Source organism: Hydrogenophaga sp. Root209, from assembly GCF_001428625.1.
Classification (GTDB): Bacteria; Pseudomonadota; Gammaproteobacteria; order Burkholderiales; family Burkholderiaceae_C; genus Hydrogenophaga.
On record NZ_LMIE01000031.1, the window covers coordinates 264,511 to 284,691 of the forward strand.

Here is a 20,181-nt window from a genome sequence, read left to right on the forward strand (position 1 = left end):
GCCAACCCCGTTCGGGCTGAGCCAACCCCGTTCGGGCTGAGCCTGTCGAAGCCCTCGCCCAGGTGCTGGTGAACCCTTCGACAGGCTCAGGGCGAACGGAAGTGGGTCGCTCCGGAGCGAACGGGTTCGGTGCTCACGCCCGCTCAGCAACCCAGGCCTGCACCGACTTCAGCGCGGCGTCCAGACCCGAGGCATCGGTGCCGCCGGCCATGGCCATGTCGGCCTTGCCGCCGCCCTTGCCACCGACCTGCTGGGCCACGAAGTTCACGAGTTCACCGGCCTTGACCTTGCCCACGCTGTCGGCGGTGACACCTGCGGCCAGCTGCACCTTGTTGCCGTCCACGGCAGCCAGCACGATGGCCGCGGTCTTGAGCTTGTCTTTGAGCTTGTCCAGCGTGTCGCGCAGGGTCTTCGCATCGGCGCCGTTGAGCACGGCGGCCAGCACCTTGATGCCTTTGACGTCGACCGCCTGCAGCATCAGATCGTCGCCCTGGCTGGAGGCCAGCTTGCCCTTGAGCGCGGCCACTTCCTTCTCCAGGGCCTTCACCTGGTCCAGCGTCTGCCCGATGCGGTTCGTGAGCTCGGCGGTGGGCGCCTTGAGCACGCCAGCCGCCTGGGCCACGGTGTCTTCGAGCGACTGCAGGTAGTTCAGCGCGTTGACACCGGTGATGGCCTCGATGCGGCGCACGCCGGCGGCCACACCACCCTCGCCCACCACCTTGAAGAGGCCGATGTCGCCGGTGCGCTGCACGTGCGTGCCGCCGCAGAGTTCGCGGCTGCCGCCGATGTCGAGCACGCGCACGGTCTCGCCGTACTTCTCGCCAAACAGCATCATGGCGCCGGTCTTCTGCGCGGACTCGATGTCCATCAGGCGCGCCTGCGTGGCGGCGTTGGCCAGCACTTCTTCGTTCACCAGCGCTTCGATTCTCCGGATCTGAGCGTCCGTCACCGGCGCGTTGTGCGCGAAGTCGAAGCGCGTGCGCTCGGCATTCACCAGCGAGCCCTTCTGCTGCACGTGTTCGCCCAGCACCTCGCGCAGGGCCTTGTGCATCAGGTGGGTGGCGCTGTGGTTGCGCACGGTGGCGGCGCGCACCGCCGTGTTCACCTGGGCCGCCACGCTGTCGCCCACGCTGATCGTGCCCTGCACCACGGTGCCGTGGTGGCCGAACACGTCGGCCTTGATCTTCTGTGTGTCACCCACGTCGAAACGCGCCGAGCCGCTGGTGATCACGCCCTCGTCGCCCACCTGGCCGCCGCTCTCGGCATAGAAGGGCGTGCTGTCGAGCACCACCACACCGCTCTGGCCGGCCTTGAGCGTGGCCACGGGCGTGCCGTCGAGGTACAGCGCCACGATCTTGCCAGTGGCATCGAGCTGTTCGTAACCCACGAAGGTGTTGCCAGCGCCGGTGTAGTCGAGCGCCTTGTCCATCTTGAACTTGCCGGCCGCACGGGCCTGGGCCTTCTGCTTGTCCATCGCGGCGTGAAAGCCCGCTTCGTCGACCGACAGGCCGCGCTCGCGGCACACATCGGCCGAGAGATCGAGCGGGAAACCGTACGTGTCGTGCAGCTTGAAGGCCACGTCACCGGGAAGCACTTTCGCGCCGTCGGCCAGGGCCGCGTCGAGAATCTCCATGCCGTTGGCCAGCGTCTCGTAAAAACGCTCTTCCTCCACCCGCAGCACATCGGTGATGCGCTGCGCCTGGTTGGCCAGGTTGGGGTAGGCCTCGCCCATCATGCGCACCAGATCGGGCACCATCTTGTGGAAGAACGGCGTCTTCTGGCCCAGCTTGTAGCCGTGGCGAATGGCGCGTCGCACGATGCGGCGCTGCACGTAGCCGCGGCCCTCGTTGCTCGGGATCACGCCATCGCTGATGAGGAACGAGGTGGCGCGGATGTGGTCGGCGATCACCTTGAGCGAAGGGTTGCTCAGGTCGGCGGTGCCGGTCTCGCGGCCGGCGGCCTTGATGAGCGCGTCGAAGATGTCGATCTCGTAGTTGCTGTGCACATGCTGCAAGATCGCGGCGAGGCGCTCCAGGCCCATGCCGGTGTCCACGCAGGGTGCGGGCAGCGGCGTGACCGAGCCGTCTTCGGCCATGTTGAACTGCATGAACACGTTGTTCCAGATCTCGATGAAGCGGTCACCATCTTCATCGGGGCTGCCTGGAGGGCCGCCGGCGATGTGGTCGCCGTGGTCGTAGAAGATCTCGCTGCAGGGGCCGCACGGGCCGGTGTCGGCCATCATCCAGAAGTTGTCGCTCTTGTAGCGCCCGCCCTTGTTGTCGCCGATGCGGATCACGCGCTCGGGCGGCAGGCCGATTTCCTTGGTCCAGATGTCGTAGGCCTCGTCATCCTCTTCGTACACCGTGGCCAGCAGGCGATCCTTGGGCAGCTTGTAGACCTCGGTCAGCAGCTCCCAAGCCCATTTGAGCGATTCGCGCTTGAAGTAGTCACCAAACGACCAGTTGCCCAGCATCTCGAAGAAGGTGTGGTGGCGAGCGGTGTAGCCCACGTTTTCAAGGTCGTTGTGCTTGCCGCCGGCGCGCAGGCAAGCCTGCACCGAGGCCGCGCGCACATAGGGGCGCTTGTCGGTACCGAGGAACACGTCCTTGAACTGGACCATGCCCGAGTTGGTGAACATGAGCGTGGGGTCGTTGCCCGGCACCAGCGAGCTGGACGCGACCACGGTGTGGCCCTTGGAGGCGAAGAAGTCCAGGAAGCTCTTGCGAATGTCGGCAACTGAGGCGGGGCGGGTCATGGTGGCCTTGTGGTTTTCGGTCAAAGGATGCGGCTGCCGCGCGGGCGCGCGAAACCCCGTATTTTCCAACATGGCGGGCCGGTCGCTTCAAAGCGGGTTTTGGCCTGCTCGCAGTCCCCGGTGGACCAGGGGTCAAGGTCGCCAGCGGTACTGCACGCCACCCCCCGAAGGACTATGCTTTCCCGCTGCCTTGCCACCCTGGCGCGCACCGAACAACGGAGACTCCCCATGGACATGAAGACATCCCCCCTGGCCCTGCTCAAGGACCCCACCCTGCTCAAGACCGACGGCCTGGTCAACGGCCAGTGGGTCCCAGGAGCTGGCCGCTTCGACGTGCTGGACCCCGCCACCGGCCACAAGCTCGCCGACGTGGCCAACCTCGGCCCGAAAGACGCCGAAGCGGCCATCGCCGCAGCCAACGCCGCCTGGCCCGCCTGGAAAGCCAAGACCGCCAAGGAGCGCAGCATCATCCTGCGCAAGTGGTTCGACCTGCTGATGGCGAACCAGGAAGACCTGGGACGCATCCTCACCGCCGAACAAGGCAAGCCGTTTGCCGAGGCCAAGGGCGAGATCGCCTACGGCGCGAGCTTCGTGGAGTGGTTTGCCGAAGAAGCCAAGCGCGTCAACGGGGAGACCCTGCCCCAGTTCGACAACAACCGCCGCCTGATCGTGCTCAAGCAGCCCATCGGCGTGTGCGCGGCCATCACGCCGTGGAACTTCCCGCTGGCCATGATCACGCGCAAAGTGGCACCGGCTCTCGCCGCCGGCTGCCCGGTGATCATCAAACCCGCTGAGCTCACGCCGCTGACCGCACTGGCCGCGGCCGAGCTGGCCATCCGCGCCGGCATCCCGGCCGGTGTGCTCAACATGCTCTGTGCCGACGCCGACAACAGCATCGCCGTGGGCAAGGTGCTGTGCGAAAGCGACGTGGTGCGCCACATCAGCTTCACCGGTTCCACCGAGGTGGGCCGAATCCTCATGGCGCAGTGCGCGCCCACGGTCAAGAAGATGTCGCTCGAGCTCGGCGGCAACGCGCCTTTCATCGTGTTCGACGACGCCGACATCGACAGCGCGGTGGAAGGCGCGTTTGCCAGCAAGTACCGCAACGCCGGCCAGACCTGCGTGTGCTCCAACCGCATCTACGTGCAGGCCGGCGTCTACGACAGCTTCGTGGACAAGTTCGCCGCCAAGGTGAAGACGACGAAAGTCGGCAACGGATTCGACGAAGGTGTGAGTCAGGGCCCGCTCATCGAAGAAGCTGCTCTGGTGAAGGTGCAGCGGCATGTGGACGATGCGGTGGCCAAGGGAGCCCGCGTCATGACCGGCGGCAAGCGCTTGACGAACATCGGCAGCGGCCAGTTCTTCGAGCCCACCGTGGTGGCAGACGCCACTGCCGACATGCTCTGCGCCAGGGAAGAAACCTTCGGCCCGTTCGCCCCGGTGTTCAAGTTCCACACCGAGCAGGAAGCCATAGCCGCGGCCAACAACACCGAGTTCGGTCTGGCCAGCTACTTCTACAGCCGCGACGTGGGCCGCATCTTCCGCGTGAGCGAAGCGCTGGAGTACGGCATGGTCGGCATCAACGTGGGCATCCTGGCCACCGAACACGTGCCCTTTGGCGGCGTGAAGCAGTCGGGCCTGGGCCGCGAAGGCTCGCACCACGGCATGGACGACTACGTGGAGATCAAGTACCTCTGCGTGGGCGACATCCTCAAGTAAACTTGAGCGCCCTGCGGGTGTAGTTCAATGGCAGAACGGCAGCTTCCCAAGCTTCATACGAGGGTTCGATTCCCTTCACCCGCTCCAGATTGAGTGGCCAAAGCCACAGTCCCCAAAGAACAAACCCCTCGCAGCACACGCTGGGAGGGGTTCGGGTTCAGATCAAGCCTGAATCAGTCAACCAACAAGCCTCGCTTCAAGCAAGCTTTCTGAGACGGCGGGCAGCACCAAGACCAGCCAGCGCCACGCCAATCAAAGCAAGAACACCGGGTTCGGGCACTTCGCCAGGAACATTGAGCGCGTTGGTCAGGGCCAGCTCTTCACCGCCAGCGTCCAGGCCCAACATGTACAGCTTGAAGTACAGAACGTCGGATGGCAGGTAGTTTGTCAGATCGAAGGACGGTGCATACGCAAAGAAATCGGGCTTGCCGCTTCCCACATTGTTGTCCACCGTCATCGAGCAAAAGCCTGCCACGCAACCGGCACTGGTGTTGCTGGCATCGAACCACTCGACCACCACCTCGGCCTGCGCAGTCACCAACGAAGCAGCGTCGTATTCGCTGTTGACCACGTTGTCGAACGCCAGGGTCTCGATCGTGAGCCCATCGCGCCTGACTTCCAACAGGCCATTGAGGTTCAAGTCTGTTTTGGACGTGTTGTTGAGGTCGAAGCTGAAAACAGGCGTGAACAGACTGCCTCCCAAAAATGCCTGGAGGTCCGCCACGGTCACATTCACGAGATATGGCCACTCACCCAGGTACTGGTTGTCATTTTTGGGGGTCTGATCCCCGTCAAGCGAGGGATCCTGATTGTCCCCAGTCCCCCCGGTAGCGGCGGGAAACCCCCCGTTGTTCGAATTGTTGAACGAGAACAGCTTGACGATCTGGCCCGAGCCGAACGAGGGCAGCGTGCTCCAGTCGCTCAGACCCGCGTAGCCGAAATTGTTGGCGAGTTGCTGCAGGGAATTCACAGAATACGAAATGAAGTCGTCGTGAGAACTCGCGACATAGATCTTCACGCCCGCAGAGGGTTCATAGCAGAGGAGGTTTTCGAACCCGGCTCCGTATCCACAACTGGTGACGGAGGGCAGCGTCAGAGCTTGAACGCTCGACGATGCGACGAACGCGGAAACCACGGAGGCGGTGCGCAAGAGTTTGATCAGTTTGTTGTTCATGGTGTGCCTCATACAAGGATGGTCGACGGCAGACAATCCCCCCTGACATCTTTGAGTCACATAAGCAATCTTCGAGCCCAAGGAAAAACCCCATGAAAGTCAAAGGGTTCGCCGCTTGGCGGTGCCGCGGCGGCCTTCCTGTGGAAAAAATTCCGACACGCACGGACTGAATGTCGACGGGTGGTCAGGACCCCACGCCCAACAGCGCAAGCACGCCCAGTACCGCAAAAATGCCCGCGGCCACCCGGTGCACCAGCGCGATGGGGACCTTGCGCGTGATCGCATCGCCAAAGAACACCACCGGCGCATTGGCCAGCATCATGCCGAAGGTGGTCCCGAGTACCACCGCGATGAGGGGGTCGTACTGCGCGCCCAGCGCCACGGTGGCGATCTGCGTCTTGTCGCCCATCTCGGCCAGGAAAAAGGCCCACACGGTCACGAGAAAAACGCCCATCTGCCGTTTGGGCAAGGCGTTCTCGTCGTCGAGCTTGTCGGGGATCAGCATCCACAGCGCCATGGCGATGAACGAAACGCCAAGCACCCAGCGCATCACATTCGGACCCGCGGCAGCCATGATCCAGGCACCGGCAGCGCCGGCAATGGCATGGTTGAGCAAGGTGGCCACCAGGATGCCCCAGACGATGGGCCATGGACGCCTGAAGCGCGCGGCCAGCACAAGGGCGAGCAATTGCGTCTTGTCGCCCATTTCAGCGAGGGCGACGATGCCGGTGGATATGAGGAAAGCTTCCAAGACAGTGCTCCGAGGGCCGGCAGAAACCAAAAGACCACACGGCATCCCCGGCCCATCCGGAGGCAGTGTGGTCAAAGGTCTTGCCAGGCTGAAGGCTGTCGGCGCCATGGCCTTGAGGGCCAAGTGTGTTGACGCAAACCTCTGCAGGGCGCAGAGCGGCTACTCCCCAATGACGGGTGCAGCCGGGAGTATAGCCGTCAGATCAACGTGGGCCCGGTCTTGGACTGGATGTACTCGCGGGTCACGCCGGGGGCGAGCTCCACCAGCTTCAGGCCCTGAGGGGTCACGTCCATCACGCCGAGGTCGGTGATGATGCGGTTGACCACACCCACGCCCGTCAGCGGCAGGGAACATTGGTCGAGGATTTTCAGGTCTTCGGTGCCGTCCTTCTTTTTGGCCACGTGCTCCATCAGGATGATCACGCGCTTGACGCCAGCCACCAGGTCCATGGCGCCGCCCATGCCCTTGACCATCTTGCCGGGGATCATCCAGTTGGCCAGATCGCCCTTCTCGCTCACCTGCATCGCACCGAGGATGCTCAGGTTGATCTTGCCGCCACGGATCATGGCAAAGCTGTCGTGACTGCCGAAGATCGACGAGCCCGCAATGGTGGTGACAGTCTGCTTGCCGGCGTTGATCAGGTCGGCATCCACCTTGTCAATGGTCGGGAACGGGCCGATGCCCAGCATGCCGTTCTCGCTCTGCAACCACACCTCTTTGTCGGCGGGCACGAAGTTGGCCACCAGCGTGGGGATGCCAATGCCCAGGTTCACATAAAAACCGTCTTCGAGTTCCTGGGCTGCGCGCGCAGCCATCTGGTCTTGGTTCCAGGGCATATCAGACTCCCGCCTTCTCAGTGATGGTTCGTTTCTCGATGCGCTTCTCGGGCGTGGCGTTGAGGACCAGGCGGTGCACGTAGATGCCCGGCAGGTGGACGTGGTCGGGCTCAATGGCGCCCTTCTCCACGATCTCTTCCACCTCGACCACGCAGATCTTGCCGGCCATGGCCACGGCGGGGTTGAAGTTGCGCGCGGTGAAACGGAACTGCAGGTTCCCCGAGGTGTCGGCGCGCCAGGCTTTCACCAGCGAGACGTCAGGCACCAGCGAGCGCTCCATCACATAGGTTTCCCCGTCGAATTCGCGCAGTTCCTTGCCCTCGGCCACGATGGTGCCCACGCCGGTCTTGGTGAAGAACGCCGGGATGCCGGCACCGCCCGCGCGCAGCTTCTCGGCCAGCGTGCCCTGGGGCGTGAACTCCAGCTGCAGTTCACCGGCGAGGTACTGACGCTCGAACTCCTTGTTTTCGCCCACGTAGCTCGAGATCATCTTGGTGATCTGGCGCGTTTCCAGCAACTTGCCCAGACCAAAGCCGTCCACGCCCGCGTTGTTCGAGATCACGGTGAGGTTCTTCTTGCCGCTGTCGCGCAGTGCATCAATGAGCGCCTCGGGAATGCCGCAAAGGCCGAAGCCGCCCACGGCGAACAACTGGCCGTCGGCCACGATGTCTTTGAGCGCGTCGGCTGCGCTCGGGTGGATCTTGTTCACGTTGCTGTCTCCTGGGTTGAAGCAAGGAAGCCGGTACGATACTACGTAACGGCATACGTAGTAATTCGTAAAGTAAAACCCTCATCCGCATGGACATCGACTACCGCCTGGCTTTCGACCTGGCCCCCGTGGGTCTCGCGCTCTCGCGCCAGCGCACCATGGTTGACTGCAATCAGGCGCTGTGCGAGATGTTCGGCGCCACGCGCGAGCAGCTCGTGGGCCAGAGTTTCCAGGTCCTCTACCCCAGTGCTGACGAGTACGAGCGTCTGGGCGCGCGCATGGCGCCGCTGCTGGGCAAAGGCGGCACCTATGCGGACGACCGCATCATGAAACGCGTGGGTGGCCGGCTGCAGGACGAGACCTTCTGGTGCCATGTGACCGGGCGCGCGCTGAGCCGCGAGACGCCACACGCGGCGGGCATCTGGAGCTTTGAAGACTTGAGCTCACGCCGCACGGTCAAGGCCGATCTCACGCCACGCGAGCGTGAGGTGGCGGCCCACCTCATGGGCGGCCTGACCAGCAAGGAGATCGGCAAGGCCCTGGCGATCAGCCACCGCACGGTGGAGATCTACCGGGCGCGGCTCATGCGCAAGTACGGGGCGCACAGCACGCCAGACTTGGTCCACAGACTGCTGGCGGGTTGAGCAACGCCGGCGAGGGCGATCCGGCGCCGGGCCGCCCCAAGCCGGATCAGCCCCCTTGGGGGGCAGCGGACCTCGCGCAGCGGGGGAGCGTGGGGGTCATTCACTGAGGAACGAAGCCGCTCTCTTGAATGATCTTGGACCAGACCTTGCCGTAGGCCTGTTCGCGCGCGCCAAGCTGTTCACCGGTCATGAAGCCCACGGTGAGGCCCATGGCGGTGAGCTTGTCGCGCACGTCGGGCTGGGCAATGGCTTTCTGCACGGCCTGGGCGATGCGGTCCAGCGTGGCCTTGGGCGTGCCGGCCGGGGCAAACAGGCCGTAGTAAGGCACGTCTTCAAAACCCTTGAGGCCGAGCTCGGCGAAGGTGGGTACCTCGGGCATGGCGGCCTGGCGCTGCGAGCCCATGACGGCCACCACGCGCAGCTTGCCGGCCTTGTGGTTTTCGATGAAGTCGGGAATGGACGCCACGCCGGCCGGGATCTGGTTGCCCAACATGTCGGCCATCATGGGCGCGCTGCCGCGGTAGGGCGCGGCCACCAGGTCCAGGCCGTTCTGTTTTGCGATCACCTGCACCAGGAACTGCGGCACCGAGGCCGGCGCGGGAATGCCCACCGTGCCCTTGCCGCCGGCGGCCTTCACGCCGTCCACATAGGCCTTGAAGCTGGTGGCGGGCGTGCCGCTGCTCACCGCAAATGCGTTGACGAAGGTGGCGAAACCGGCCACCGGAACGAAGTCCTTGGCCGGCTCGTAACCCGGCGCCTTCATCACCATGGGCAGGATGGTGATGCTGTGGTCGTGGCTCAGGAACAGGGTGTTGCCATCGGCCGCGGAGGCCTTGAGCGCCTGTGCGGCGAGCTGCCCGCCCGCGCCAGGCTTGTTGTCGACCACCACCGCGTGGCCCAACTCGTCCTTGAGGCGCTCACCGAGGATGCGCGCAATCGCATCGGTGCCACCGCCCGGTGGAAAGCCCACCAGGATGCGGGTGGTGGACTGCGCCTGCGCCAGGCCGAGTGTGCAGATCACGCCGGCGGCCAGCAGCGCGCGACGAACCAGGGATGGGCTGGGAAGTGACATGACGAAACTCCGTGATGGATGGAAAAGCCCGATCGTAGCGCCAGCCTTCAGGCCCTCAGGCCTTGTTCTCGCCGTCGACCACACTCGCCGCCGTGCGGAATGCCTCGACCGCAGTGGGCACGCCGCAGTAGATGCTCGCGTGCAGCAGCACTTCCTGCAGCTCTTCGGGGGTGACGCCGTTGTTGAGCGCACCGCGCACATGGCCTTTGAGCTCGTGCTGCTTGCCCATCGCGATGAGCATGGCCACGGTGATGAGACTGCGGGTTTTCAGATCGAGCCCCGGACGCTGCCAGACATCGCCCCAGGCATTGCGCGTGATGTACTGCTGGATGGGCTCGGTGAATGGCGTGGCGTTGCCGAACGCCTGTGCCACAAAGTCCTCGCCCATCACGCGCTTGCGGGTGGCGAGGCCTTTGTCAAAGTCTTTGTCGGTGGCGGGTGGGTTCATACCGTGGCTCCAGGCAAAAACCGCCAGCATAGTCGCTACATTCGATGAACACACCCTAAGGAGACCCGCATGAACCGCTACCCCGCACCCGACATCAACGATCTGCCCGAGGACATCAAGGCCAAAGTGCTGGAAGCGCAGGAAAAGGCCGGCTTCGTACCCAACGTGTTCCTCGCGCTGGCGCGCCGTCCGGCCGAGTGGCGCGCGTTCTTCGCGTACCACGACGCACTCATGCTCAAGGAAGAAGGCTCGCTCACCAAGGGTGACCGAGAGATGATCGTGACCACCACCAGCGCAGCCAACCACTGCCTGTATTGCGTGGTGGCCCACGGTGCCATCCTGCGCATCTACGAAAAGAAGCCGCTGGTGGCCGACCAGGTGGCGGTGAACCACCACAAGGCCGACATCTCCCCGCGCCAAAAAGCCATGCTCGATTTCGCGATGAAGGTCTGCCTGAACTCACACGAGATCAACGACGACGACTTCGCGCCGCTGCACGTGCACGGTTTCTCCGACGAAGACATCTGGGACATCGCCGCCATCACCGCGTTCTTCGGCCTGTCCAACCGCATGGCCAGCTTCAGCAACATGCAGCCGAATCCGGAGTTCTATCTGATGGGGCGCGTGCCCAAAACCAAGGCGGCCTGAGCTCAGTCTTGCAGCCGGACCCGCAAATGGTCCGGGATCGGCGCCGATTTCTGTTGCGGAAAGTTCACCCACACCGTCGTCGCACCGCCCGAGGCGTACAGCATCTCAGGATCGTCGGACCGCGTGAGCGTGCACCAGCTCTCGAAACTGCTGCGCCCGGCGTCGCTCACGAACATCGTGGCGATCACATCGCCGGGAAACTCCAACTGCTTGTGAAAGGTGCAGAACGCGTTGACGATCACCGGGCCTTCGCCCTGCGGGTCGGGCTGGCAGCCGATGCTGCGCATCCACTCGATGCGGATCGTCTCAAGGTAGCGGAAGTAGGTGGTGTTGTTGACATGTCCCATTGCATCCATGTCGCCCCAGCGGATCGGGATGGTCATGCGGAACACTTCTTTTTTCTGCTCGGGCAACTCGAACTTCATCGGTGGGCCTTGATGGACGCGAGGATGCCCAGCACGAAAAGCGCACACGCGGCCCACTGCAACGCGGCAGGCCAGGCGCCGTCCCAGGCGAAGCTGTAAACGAGACCAAACACGGTCTCGCTGACGATGAGTTGGCCCGCCAGGCTGGCGCTGAGCCGGCGGCTTGCCATGTTCCAGAGCACCGACGCCACCCAGGCTGCGCCGATGCCGGTGACAGCACAGACGACGAGGAAAGTGCCGAAGCCCGGGCGGGAAACCAGCGTGGCCAGATCGGTGCCCGCCACCACCCAGATGCACAGCGCGCCAACACCGGCGGCAACGCCCAGCCAGTTGGCCCACACCGTGGAATTGACTTCGGGGTGCCTGGCCAGCCACCGGGCATTGAGCAAGCCGAAGGCCGTCCACGACAGCATGGCCAGCACGGCGTAGAAGATGCCCAGCCACAGGTGGGTGCCCGCGCTCTCGCCTTGCCCGTGCGCCGTGACCTGCATCATCAGCACCATGCCCGCCACCGTGAGCAGCAAACCCGGTACGAGCGAACGCCAGCGCAAAGCCTTCGGTTTGCCCAGCAGCATGATCCACAGCGGGATGGTGCCGATGATGAGCACGGGCAGCGCCGCGCCCGCGGCCTGGATGGCCAGCACCAGCAGCAGGTAGTAACCGGTGTAGCCCAGCAGGCTGAGCCAGAGCGCCGCACCCGCCTGGGCCAGCGTGGGACGCTGCGTGCCACCTCGCAACGCAGACCACAGCAACAGCACCACCGAGAGCACGCCACAAGAGAGGTAGCGCCCCACGGTCAAGTCAACGGTGTTGAAACCTGGAGCGATCAAAGGGGCGACGAAGGTCGTTCCCCAGAACGCACCTGCCCCCACACCGGCCAGGATGCCGGTGACCATGCCAGGGGGCCAGCCCGAGGGCCGGCCCAACACAGCTGCGTTCATTCAGGCTCCGAATCCGTCGTCTGCGGCGATCACGGCGCCGTTGATGAAATGGCTTTCACTTGAACACAACATCACCAGCACCGCGTCGAGGTCGGTCGGCACACCCACGCGCTTGCGCGGCAGCATGCCGATGAGCTTCTGGCCTTGCTCGGTCTGCCAGTGGTGGTGGTTGATCTCGGTGTCGATGTAGCCCGGGCAGATGGCGTTCACGTTGATGCCGTACTTGCCCCACTCCACCGCCATGGCCTTGGTCATCTGCACCACGGCGGCCTTGCTCATGCAGTACACGCCGATCTGCGGCAGCACCTTGAGACCGGCCATGGACGCGATGTTGACGATGCGCCCCCCCACGTAGGTGCCCGGCGCCGCGCCCTTGGCGCGCGCCAGCATGCGCTTGCCCACTTCCTGGGCCACGAAGAACGCGCCCTTGGTGTTGGTGTTGAAGATGTAGTCGTAGTCTTCCTCGGTCACATCCTGCAGGCGCTGCGTGGTGCTCACGCCCGAGTTGTTGACGAGGATGTCGATGGCACCCACCTCGGTCTCGGCGTGCGCCACCGCCGCCTTGATGGAGGCCTGGTCGGTCACGTCCATGGCCACCACGTGGGCGTCGCCGCCCGCGGCCTCGATGTGCGCGCGCAGGGCCATCAGGCGGTCGGTGCGGCGGCTGGCCAGCACCACGGCCGCGCCGGCCTTGGCCAGTGTCTTGGCGAACTGTTCGCCCAGGCCACCCGACGCTCCGGTGATCAAGGCCACGCGGCCCGACAAGTCCATGCTGTATGACACGATACAAGCTCCCAAGTGATGATTAGTACGACCGTTCGATTCCGTGCGGGTGCCGCATAAAATGCTGTCTGTCGAGTGACACGCAAGGCACACTCTGCGCCTTCTCAAAAATCATTATCTGCGAGACCCCCCGATGACCCATGATGAATTGCTGACCCAGTACGGCCCACGCGAAGCCATGGAATACGACGTGGTCGTGGTCGGCGGTGGTCCCGCAGGCCTGGCCACCGCCATCCGTCTGAAACAGCTGGCCACCGAGAAGGGCAGCGAGATCAATGTGTGCGTGCTGGAAAAAGGCTCCGAGCCGGGCGCGCACATCCTCAGTGGCGCGGTGATGGACCCGATCGCGATCACCGAACTCTTCCCCGACTGGAAGGAACGCGGCGCGCCGCTGAACCAACCCGTGACCGGCGATGACTTGCTGGTACTCACCGAGACCGGCTCCACGCGCACCCCTGACTGGCTGATGCCGCGCAACTTCCACAACGACGGCTGCTACGTGATCAGCCTGGGCGCGGTCACCAAGTGGCTGGGCGAGCAGGCCGAAGCGCTGGGCGTGGAGATCTTCCCCGGCTTCACCGCCGCCGAGGTGCTCTACAACGACGACGGATCGGTCAAGGGCGTGGCCACTGGCCACCTGGGCCTGGGCAAGGACGGTGAGCCCACCGGCCACTTCCAGCTCGGCATGGAACTGCACGCCAAGTACACCGTGTTCGCCGAAGGCGCGCGCGGCCACCTGGGCAAGCAGCTCATCGCCAAATACAAGCTCACCGAGGGCAAGGACGCGCAGACCTTCGCCATCGGCATCAAGGAACTGTGGGAAATCCCGGCCGACAAGGCCAAACCCGGTCTGGTCGTGCACACCGCCGGCTGGCCCATGGACGACGACACCTTCGGCGGTGGCTTCCTCTACCACCTCGAAGGCAACAAGGTCACGCTGGGTCTGGTGGTCGGCCTGGACTACCAGAATCCCTGGATGTCGCCGTTCGAAGAAATGCAGCGCTGGAAAACGCACCCCAGCATCCTCGCGCACATCGAGGGCGGCAAGCGCCTGGGCTACGGCGCGCGCGCGCTCAACAACGGCACGCCGCAGGCCCTGCCGAAGCTGGTGTTCCCGGGCGGCGCCATGGTGGGCTGCAACGCCGGCTTTTTGAACGCCGCACGCATCAAGGGCAGCCACGCCGCCATCAAGAGCGGCATGCTCTGCGCCGAGGCCGCCTTTGAAGCTGTGAGCGCTGGCCGCCAGGGCGACGAGCTGGCCGGCTTCCCGGAGCGCTTCGAGAAAAGCTGGCTGCATGAGGAGCTCTGGACCTACCGCAACTTCAAGAACTGGTTCAAGAAGAGCCCGCTGCTGGGCAAGCTCATGACCGGCGTGGAGCACTGGTTCCTGCCCAAGGTGGGCGTGAAGACGCCGCCCTGGACGCTGCACAACACCACGCCCGACCACCTGAAGCTGCGCCCGGCCGCCGAGATGTCGAAGATCAACTATCCCAAGCCCGACGGCAAGATCACCTTCGACCGGCTCTCCAGCGTGTTCGTCTCCAACACCAACCATGAAGAGAACCAGCCGGCCCACCTCACGCTCAAGAACGACAGCGTGCCGGTGCAAATCAACCTGGCGAAGTACGCCGGCCCGGAGAGTCGTTACTGCCCGGCTGCCGTCTACGAGTTCGTGAAGAACGAAGACGGATCGGACCGTCTGCAGATCAACGCGCAGAACTGCGTGCACTGCAAGACCTGCGACATCAAGGACCCGACACAGAACATCGTGTGGGTCACACCCGAAGGCGGCGGCGGGCCGAACTACGCAGGCATGTGAGCGAAGTCACAGCCTTCGAACATTCCTACACAAGGCCGCCCCCGGGCGGCTTTTTCGCGTCTGCGATTCACCTCGTCGTCACATGGCGTGGCCACAGTGCGGGCTTGTGCCTTCACACCCCGTTACACCATGCTCAACAAGACCGACAAGGGCCGCGCCGAACTGCAGCCAGGCCAACGCACCCTGGGCCAGCGCGAGCGCGCCGTGCTGCTGGTGGCCGACGGCCGCAAGGCCACGGCATCGCTGCAGGCCCTCTTCGGCGGCCTGGGCGCCGACATCGTGCGAGAGCTGCTTGCCAACGGTTACATCGTTGAGGAAGCACCCCCCGCCCCGGTAGCCCCACCGCCGCCTGAACCCAACGCGCCCCGGGGTTCGGTCGATGCCTTTTCGGGGCCACGTTCTCTTGCCAGCGCGCGCATGTTCCTGTTCGATCTCAGCGAACGCATGTTCGCGCCGCGCGACAAGGCCCTGGCCAAGCGATTTCGCGATGCATTGCGCGAGGCACGCGATGCCGCGACCATGCTGGCGGTGAGCCGCGAGATGCTGGCCGCCATCGAGCAGATGGCTGGCGCCGGCCGGGCCGACGGCATCAGCGAGCGGCTGGCCAGGCTGCTGCCCGAATCGGCCCTGGAAAACGCCTGAGCCGCCTCTCTCGGATACACTCGGCCAGGTCAGGAGAGTGCCGCCCCCGAGGCGGCCGCCGAAGGCGCAGGAGGTCACCCACGTGGCCCTGAACGCTCAGGCAAAAGGACTGACAAACACGGGCTGCGAGGCCGGTGTACCCCCCTGGAGAGAGGTCGCTCACCGAGGCGATCCACCGAAGGAGCAAACGCTGCATCGCCCGCGTGAATCTCTCAGGTAAAGCGGACAGTGGGGCAGCGCACGGATGAACCGTGTTTCGCCCCATCGGGGCCTGCCCCTTTTGCCTGCGAGCCCTCCGTGTCCGACACCGATCTCCTCAAGACCCCGCTGCACGCACTGCACACCGAACTCGGCGCCCGCATGGTGCCGTTTGCCGGCTACAGCATGCCGGTGCAGTACCCCGCCGGCCTCATGGCCGAACACCACCACACCCGCGCTGCAGCCGGCCTGTTCGACGTCTCGCACATGGGCCAGCTGCGCTTGGTCGGGGCGGATGCCGCCGCGGCCTTCGAATCGCTCATGCCGGTGGACGTGATCGATCTCGCCGTGGGCAAACAGCGCTACGGCCTGTTGCTCAACGATGAGGGCGGCATCATCGACGACCTGATGTTCGTCAACCGGGGCGCGGACATCTTCGTGATCGTCAACGGCGCCTGCAAACACGGCGACCTGGCCCACATTGTTGAGCGCATCGGCAGCCGCTGCACCGTGGGGCCCCAGTTCGACCGTGGCTTGCTCGCACTGCAAGGGCCGCAGTCCGTGACCGCGCTGCAGCGACTGGTGCCCGGCGTCGAAAAACTGGTCTTCATGACCGGCGGCGCCTTCCACTGGCAAGGCGCCGACCTGTTCATCACCCGCAGCGGCTACACCGGCGAGGACGGCTTCGAGATCTCGGTGCCCGGCGACCGCTCCGAAGCTTTCGCGCGTGCCCTGCTGGCCGAGCCCGAGGTGAAACCCGTGGGCCTGGGCGCGCGCAATTCGCTGCGCCTTGAAGCTGGCCTGTGCCTCTATGGCCACGACATCGACACCACCACCACACCGGTGGAAGCCGCGCTCAACTGGGCGATGCAGAAGGTGCGCCGCACCGGCGGCGCTCGCGCGGGCGGTTTCCCCGGTGCGGCGCGCGTGCTCGCGCAGCTCGACGGCAGCGAGCCCCTGAGCCGCAAACGCGTGGGCCTGATTGCGCTGGAACGCATTCCCGTGCGCGACCACACCGAACTGCAAACCACCAGCGGCGAGACCATCGGTGAAGTCACCAGCGGCCTGCTCGGCCCCAGCGCCGACCAGCCAGTGGCCATGGGCTATGTGAGCCCGGCGCACGCTGCGGTGGGCACGCGCGTGCAGGCGATCGTGCGTGGCAAGCCGGTGCCGATGGAAGTGAGCGCCATGCCTTTTGTTCCCAACCGCTATTTCCGCGGCTGACCTTTTTCATTTTTCAGGAGATTGCACATGACCACCAAGTACACCGAAGACCACGAATGGATCAGCGTTGACGGCGACATCGCCACCGTCGGCATCACCGTGCACGCACAGGACGCGCTGGGCGACGTGGTGTTCGTCGACCTGCCCGAGGTCGGCAAGACCTTTGCGCAGAAAGACGTGGCCGGCGTGGTCGAGTCCGTCAAGGCCGCGGCCGACGTGTACATGCCTGTCAGTGGCGAAGTGACCGAGGTCAACGAAGCCCTGCGCGCCGACCCGTCGCTGGCCAACAGCGACCCGCTCAAAGCCGGCTGGTTCTTCAAGGTCAAGCTGTCCGACCCCAAGCAGGTCGACGCCCTGCTCGACGAGACCGCCTACAACGCCTTCTCAGAGAACGCCTGAGATCTCCGTTCGGGCTGAGCTTGTCGAAGCCCTCTCACATTGGTCCGTGCGCTGCCCTTCGACAGGCTCAGGGCGAACGGAAAACAGGTTACACACCATGCTGATGCCGTCTGTCAAACCCCTGGATGAACTTGAGAACCCGTCCGAATTCGTGGCCCGCCACATCGGCATCAGCGAAGCAGATGAAACGCTGATGCTCTCCGTCATCGGCGAGGCCTCGCGCCGCGCGCTGATCGACGGTATCGTGCCGCGCAGCATCGCGCGCAGCCAGGGCATGCAGTTGCCGCCGGCCGTCACCGAGGCCACTGCGTTGGCCGAGATGAAGGAAATCGCCGAGCAGAACCAGTTGCTCAAGAGCTTCATCGGACAGGGCTACCACGGCACCCACACGCCCGGCGTGATCCTGCGCAACGTGCTGGAGAACCCCGCCTGGTACACCGCCTACACGCCTTACCAGGCCGAGATCTCGCAGGGCCGCATGGAAGCGCTGATCAACTTCCAGACCATGGTGTGCGACCTCACCGGCCTGGCCGTGGCCAATGCCTCCATGCTCGACGAAGCCACGGCCGCCGCCGAGGCCATGACGCTGGCCCGGCGCAGCGTGAAGAGCAAGAGCAACCGGCTCGTGATCGCCGCCGACTGCCACCCGCAGGTCATCGAGGTGGTGCAGACCCGCGCCGCGCCGCTGGGCCTCGAAGTGGCGCAAGCGGGCTCGGCCAGCGAATGGGACACGCTGCTCGACGGCGAGTACTTCGCCGTCATTGCCCCCTATCCGTCCACGAGTGGCCGCATCGACGACCTCAAGGCCGACGCGGACCGCATCCACGCCAAGGGCGCCGCGCTGATCGCCTGCGCCGACTTGCTCGCGCTCACGCTGCTGGTGCCGCCCGGCGAATGGGGCGCCGACATCGCGGTCGGTACCACCCAGCGCTTCGGCATGCCCATGGGTGCGGGCGGTCCGCACGCCGCCTTCATGGCCTGCCGCGACGAGTTCAAGCGCTCGCTGCCGGGTCGTCTGGTCGGCGTGAGCGTGGATGCACACGGCCATCCCACCTACCGCCTGGCGCTGCAGACACGCGAGCAACACATCCGCCGCGAGAAAGCCACGTCCAACATCTGCACCGCGCAGGTGCTGCCTGCGGTGGTGGCCAGCATGTACGCCGTGTACCACGGCCCGCAAGGCCTCAAGCGCATCGCGCAGCGCGTGGCTGCCTACACCGCCATCCTTGCGCAGGGCCTGGAACAGCTGGGCTGGAAAAGCACCAGCGAGACCGCCTTCGACACCCTCACCTTCAAGGCGGGCGACCGCGCCAGCACCCTGCTCAAGCGCGCGGTGGACGCCGGCATGAACCTGCGCCTCTCCTGGGTCGAATACGTCGGCATCACGTTGGACGAGACCACCACGCGCGAAGACATCGAGAAGCTGTGGGCCGTGTTTGCGTTGCAGGGCCAGAGCCTGCCCGGTTTCGCCGCGTTCGAGAAGGGCGTCGAGCCGCGCATCCCCGCCGAGCTGCGCCGCACCAGCGCCTATCTCACGCATCCGGTGTTCAACACGCACCGCAGCGAGACCGGCATGCTGCGCTACATCCGCGCGCTGTCCGACAAGGACCTGGCGCTGGACCGCAGCATGATCCCGCTGGGCTCGTGCACCATGAAGCTCAACGCGACCAGCGAGATGATCCCCATCACCTGGCCAGGCTTTGCCAACATTCACCCTTTCGCTCCGGCCAATCAGCTCCTGGGCTACAAGAAGCTCGACGAGCAACTGCGCGCCTGGCTCTGCCAGGCCACTGGCTACGCCGGCATCAGCCTGCAGCCCAACGCCGGCTCGCAGGGCGAATACGCCGGCCTGCTGGTGATCCAGGCCTACCACCGTTCACGCGGCGAGAGCCACCGCAACATCTGCCTGATTCCCAGCAGCGCGCACGGCACCAACCCCGCGTCGGCGCAGATGGTGGGCATGCAAGTGGTCGTGACCAAGTGCGACGACAAGGGCAACGTCGACATGGCCGATCTGCAGGCCAAATGTGAACAGCACAGCGCCAACCTGGCCGCGGTGATGATCACCTACCCCAGCACGCACGGTGTGTTCGAGACCACGGTCAAGGAACTCTGCGCGCTGGTGCACCGCCACGGCGGGCGTGTTTATGTGGACGGCGCCAACATGAACGCGCTGGTCGGCGTGGCCGCGCCGGGTGAGTTCGGCGGCGACGTGAGCCACCTCAACCTGCACAAGACCTTCTGCATCCCGCACGGCGGCGGCGGCCCGGGCGTGGGCCCTGTGTGCGTGGTCGAAGACCTCGTGCCCTTCCTGCCCGGTCATGCCACGGGTGGCCTGCCGGTGAACGGCGTGGGCGCGATCTCGGCAGCACCCTTGGGCAACGCAGCCGTGCTGCCGATCAGCTGGATGTACATCCGCATGATGGGCGCTGATGGCCTGAAGCACGCCACCGAAGCCGCCATCCTCGCGGCCAACTACATCAGCAAGCGCCTGGCTCCGCACTACCCCACGCTGTACGCGAGCGCCAACGGGCATGTGGCGCACGAGTGCATCCTGGACCTGCGCCACTTCAAGGAGACCAGCGGCGTGATGGCCGAGGACGTGGCCAAGCGCCTGATGGATTACGGTTTCCACGCGCCCACGCTGTCGTTCCCGGTGGCCAACACGCTGATGGTGGAGCCCACCGAGAGCGAGACGCTGGAAGAGCTGGACCGGTTCATCGACGCGATGATCGCGATTCGCGAGGAAATCCGGCTGGTGGAAGCCGGCACCTGGCCGCAGGACGACAACCCTCTGAAGAACGCGCCGCACACCGCCGCCAGCCTGATGAAGGCCGACTGGCCGCACCCCTATGCGCGCAACATCGGCGCGGCCAGCGCGTCCACCCGGGCACATGCCAAATACTGGCCGCCGGTGGGCCGGGTGGACAACGTCTACGGCGACCGCAACCTGTTCTGCAGTTGCGTTCCACTGAGCGAACTGGCGTGAAGCCG

At 65.0% G+C, this 20,181-nt stretch carries 18 protein-coding genes, 1 tRNA gene and 3 riboswitches; of the genes, 9 read left to right on the forward strand and 10 right to left on the reverse strand.

Translation table 11 applies throughout. The features are described 5' to 3' along the window. Positions 1 to 133: 133 nt before the first annotated feature. On the reverse strand, positions 134 to 2,755 hold the full coding sequence (alaS, locus tag ASE11_RS19735; protein WP_056276403.1) for an alanine--tRNA ligase: 2,622 nt from the start codon (positions 2,753 to 2,755) through the stop codon (positions 134 to 136). 228 nt (positions 2,756 to 2,983) lie between these two features. On the opposite strand from alaS, the gene ASE11_RS19740 reads away from it, so the two are divergent. Beyond that, positions 2,984 to 4,474, forward strand: coding sequence for an NAD-dependent succinate-semialdehyde dehydrogenase (locus ASE11_RS19740; RefSeq protein ID WP_056275548.1), 1,491 nt, complete (start codon positions 2,984 to 2,986; stop codon positions 4,472 to 4,474). Positions 4,475 to 4,487: 13 nt separating this feature from the next. Beyond that, a tRNA-Gly gene (locus ASE11_RS19745) sits at positions 4,488 to 4,561 on the forward strand. A 109-nt stretch (positions 4,562 to 4,670) separates the two neighbouring features. On the opposite strand, the gene ASE11_RS26330 is transcribed toward ASE11_RS19745, so the two are convergent. From ASE11_RS26330 to ASE11_RS19765, 4 genes are all read right to left on the reverse strand, one after another. Further along, positions 4,671 to 5,648 (reverse strand): PEP-CTERM sorting domain-containing protein, encoded by a 978-nt coding sequence (locus tag ASE11_RS26330; RefSeq protein ID WP_056275551.1) that lies wholly within the window; start codon positions 5,646 to 5,648, stop codon positions 4,671 to 4,673. A 184-nt stretch (positions 5,649 to 5,832) separates the two neighbouring features. Continuing rightward, complete coding sequence (locus ASE11_RS19755) at positions 5,833 to 6,399, reverse strand: TMEM165/GDT1 family protein (protein WP_056275554.1); 567 nt, start codon at positions 6,397 to 6,399, stop codon at positions 5,833 to 5,835. A 4-nt stretch (positions 6,400 to 6,403) separates the two neighbouring features. Next, a riboswitch (yybP-ykoY riboswitch) is annotated at positions 6,404 to 6,579 on the reverse strand. A 17-nt stretch (positions 6,580 to 6,596) separates the two neighbouring features. After that, on the reverse strand, positions 6,597 to 7,235 hold the full coding sequence (locus ASE11_RS19760) for a 3-oxoacid CoA-transferase subunit B (RefSeq protein WP_056275556.1): 639 nt from the start codon (positions 7,233 to 7,235) through the stop codon (positions 6,597 to 6,599). Between the two features lies 1 nt (position 7,236). Continuing rightward, a complete protein-coding gene (locus ASE11_RS19765) occupies positions 7,237 to 7,944 on the reverse strand; it encodes a CoA transferase subunit A (RefSeq protein WP_056275559.1) in 708 nt (235 codons plus the stop codon). Positions 7,945 to 8,033: 89 nt separating this feature from the next. Here ASE11_RS19765 and ASE11_RS19770 point away from each other — a divergent pair, with 89 nt between their 5' ends. Further along, positions 8,034 to 8,588, forward strand: a complete 555-nt coding sequence (locus ASE11_RS19770) for a PAS and helix-turn-helix domain-containing protein (RefSeq protein WP_056275562.1) — start codon at positions 8,034 to 8,036, stop codon at positions 8,586 to 8,588. A gap of 100 nt (positions 8,589 to 8,688) precedes the next feature. Here ASE11_RS19770 and ASE11_RS19775 read toward each other — a convergent pair whose 3' ends face one another. Both ASE11_RS19775 and ASE11_RS19780 read right to left on the reverse strand, forming a co-directional pair. Next, the gene (locus ASE11_RS19775; RefSeq protein ID WP_056275565.1) at positions 8,689 to 9,660 is read right to left on the reverse strand and encodes a Bug family tripartite tricarboxylate transporter substrate binding protein; all 972 of its coding nucleotides are present in this window, start codon (positions 9,658 to 9,660) and stop codon (positions 8,689 to 8,691) included. A 55-nt stretch (positions 9,661 to 9,715) separates the two neighbouring features. Beyond that, positions 9,716 to 10,108, reverse strand: a complete 393-nt coding sequence (locus ASE11_RS19780; protein WP_056275566.1) for a carboxymuconolactone decarboxylase family protein — start codon at positions 10,106 to 10,108, stop codon at positions 9,716 to 9,718. A 69-nt stretch (positions 10,109 to 10,177) separates the two neighbouring features. Between ASE11_RS19780 and ASE11_RS19785 the strand changes: the two genes are divergently transcribed. Continuing rightward, complete coding sequence (locus ASE11_RS19785) at positions 10,178 to 10,756, forward strand: peroxidase-related enzyme (protein WP_056275569.1); 579 nt, start codon at positions 10,178 to 10,180, stop codon at positions 10,754 to 10,756. Positions 10,757 to 10,758: 2 nt separating this feature from the next. On the opposite strand, the gene ASE11_RS19790 is transcribed toward ASE11_RS19785, so the two are convergent. The 3 genes from ASE11_RS19790 to ASE11_RS19800 are packed head-to-tail and all read right to left on the reverse strand — an operon-like array spanning position 10,759 to position 12,905. Beyond that, positions 10,759 to 11,181 carry an acyl-CoA thioesterase gene (locus ASE11_RS19790; protein WP_056275572.1) on the reverse strand — a complete coding sequence of 141 codons (423 nt, stop codon included), beginning with the start codon at positions 11,179 to 11,181 and terminating at the stop codon, positions 10,759 to 10,761. After that, entirely contained in the window at positions 11,178 to 12,122 is a 945-nt protein-coding gene (locus ASE11_RS19795; RefSeq protein ID WP_321166269.1) for a DMT family transporter, read from the reverse strand. The genes ASE11_RS19790 and ASE11_RS19795 overlap by 4 nt, the downstream gene beginning before the upstream one ends. Beyond that, positions 12,123 to 12,905 (reverse strand): SDR family oxidoreductase, encoded by a 783-nt coding sequence (locus ASE11_RS19800; RefSeq protein ID WP_056275576.1) that lies wholly within the window; start codon positions 12,903 to 12,905, stop codon positions 12,123 to 12,125. Positions 12,906 to 13,038: 133 nt separating this feature from the next. Between ASE11_RS19800 and ASE11_RS19805 the strand changes: the two genes are divergently transcribed. The 5 genes from ASE11_RS19805 to gcvP all read left to right on the forward strand — a co-directional run bounded on the left by ASE11_RS19805 (position 13,039) and on the right by gcvP (position 20,176). After that, positions 13,039 to 14,724, forward strand: a complete 1,686-nt coding sequence (locus ASE11_RS19805; protein ID WP_056275579.1) for an electron transfer flavoprotein-ubiquinone oxidoreductase — start codon at positions 13,039 to 13,041, stop codon at positions 14,722 to 14,724. Positions 14,725 to 14,853: 129 nt separating this feature from the next. Continuing rightward, a complete protein-coding gene (locus ASE11_RS19810; protein WP_056275582.1) occupies positions 14,854 to 15,366 on the forward strand; it encodes a hypothetical protein in 513 nt (170 codons plus the stop codon). A 20-nt stretch (positions 15,367 to 15,386) separates the two neighbouring features. After that, positions 15,387 to 15,488: riboswitch (glycine riboswitch) on the forward strand. A gap of 12 nt (positions 15,489 to 15,500) precedes the next feature. Further along, positions 15,501 to 15,605, forward strand: a riboswitch (glycine riboswitch). 58 nt (positions 15,606 to 15,663) lie between these two features. Then, on the forward strand, positions 15,664 to 16,788 hold the full coding sequence (gene gcvT, locus ASE11_RS19815) for a glycine cleavage system aminomethyltransferase GcvT (protein ID WP_056275584.1): 1,125 nt from the start codon (positions 15,664 to 15,666) through the stop codon (positions 16,786 to 16,788). Between the two features lie 27 nt (positions 16,789 to 16,815). Continuing rightward, on the forward strand, positions 16,816 to 17,187 hold the full coding sequence (gene gcvH / locus ASE11_RS19820) for a glycine cleavage system protein GcvH (RefSeq protein ID WP_056275587.1): 372 nt from the start codon (positions 16,816 to 16,818) through the stop codon (positions 17,185 to 17,187). Between the two features lie 97 nt (positions 17,188 to 17,284). Continuing rightward, complete coding sequence (gcvP, locus tag ASE11_RS19825; RefSeq protein WP_056275592.1) at positions 17,285 to 20,176, forward strand: aminomethyl-transferring glycine dehydrogenase; 2,892 nt, start codon at positions 17,285 to 17,287, stop codon at positions 20,174 to 20,176. Positions 20,177 to 20,181 lie beyond the last annotated feature (5 nt).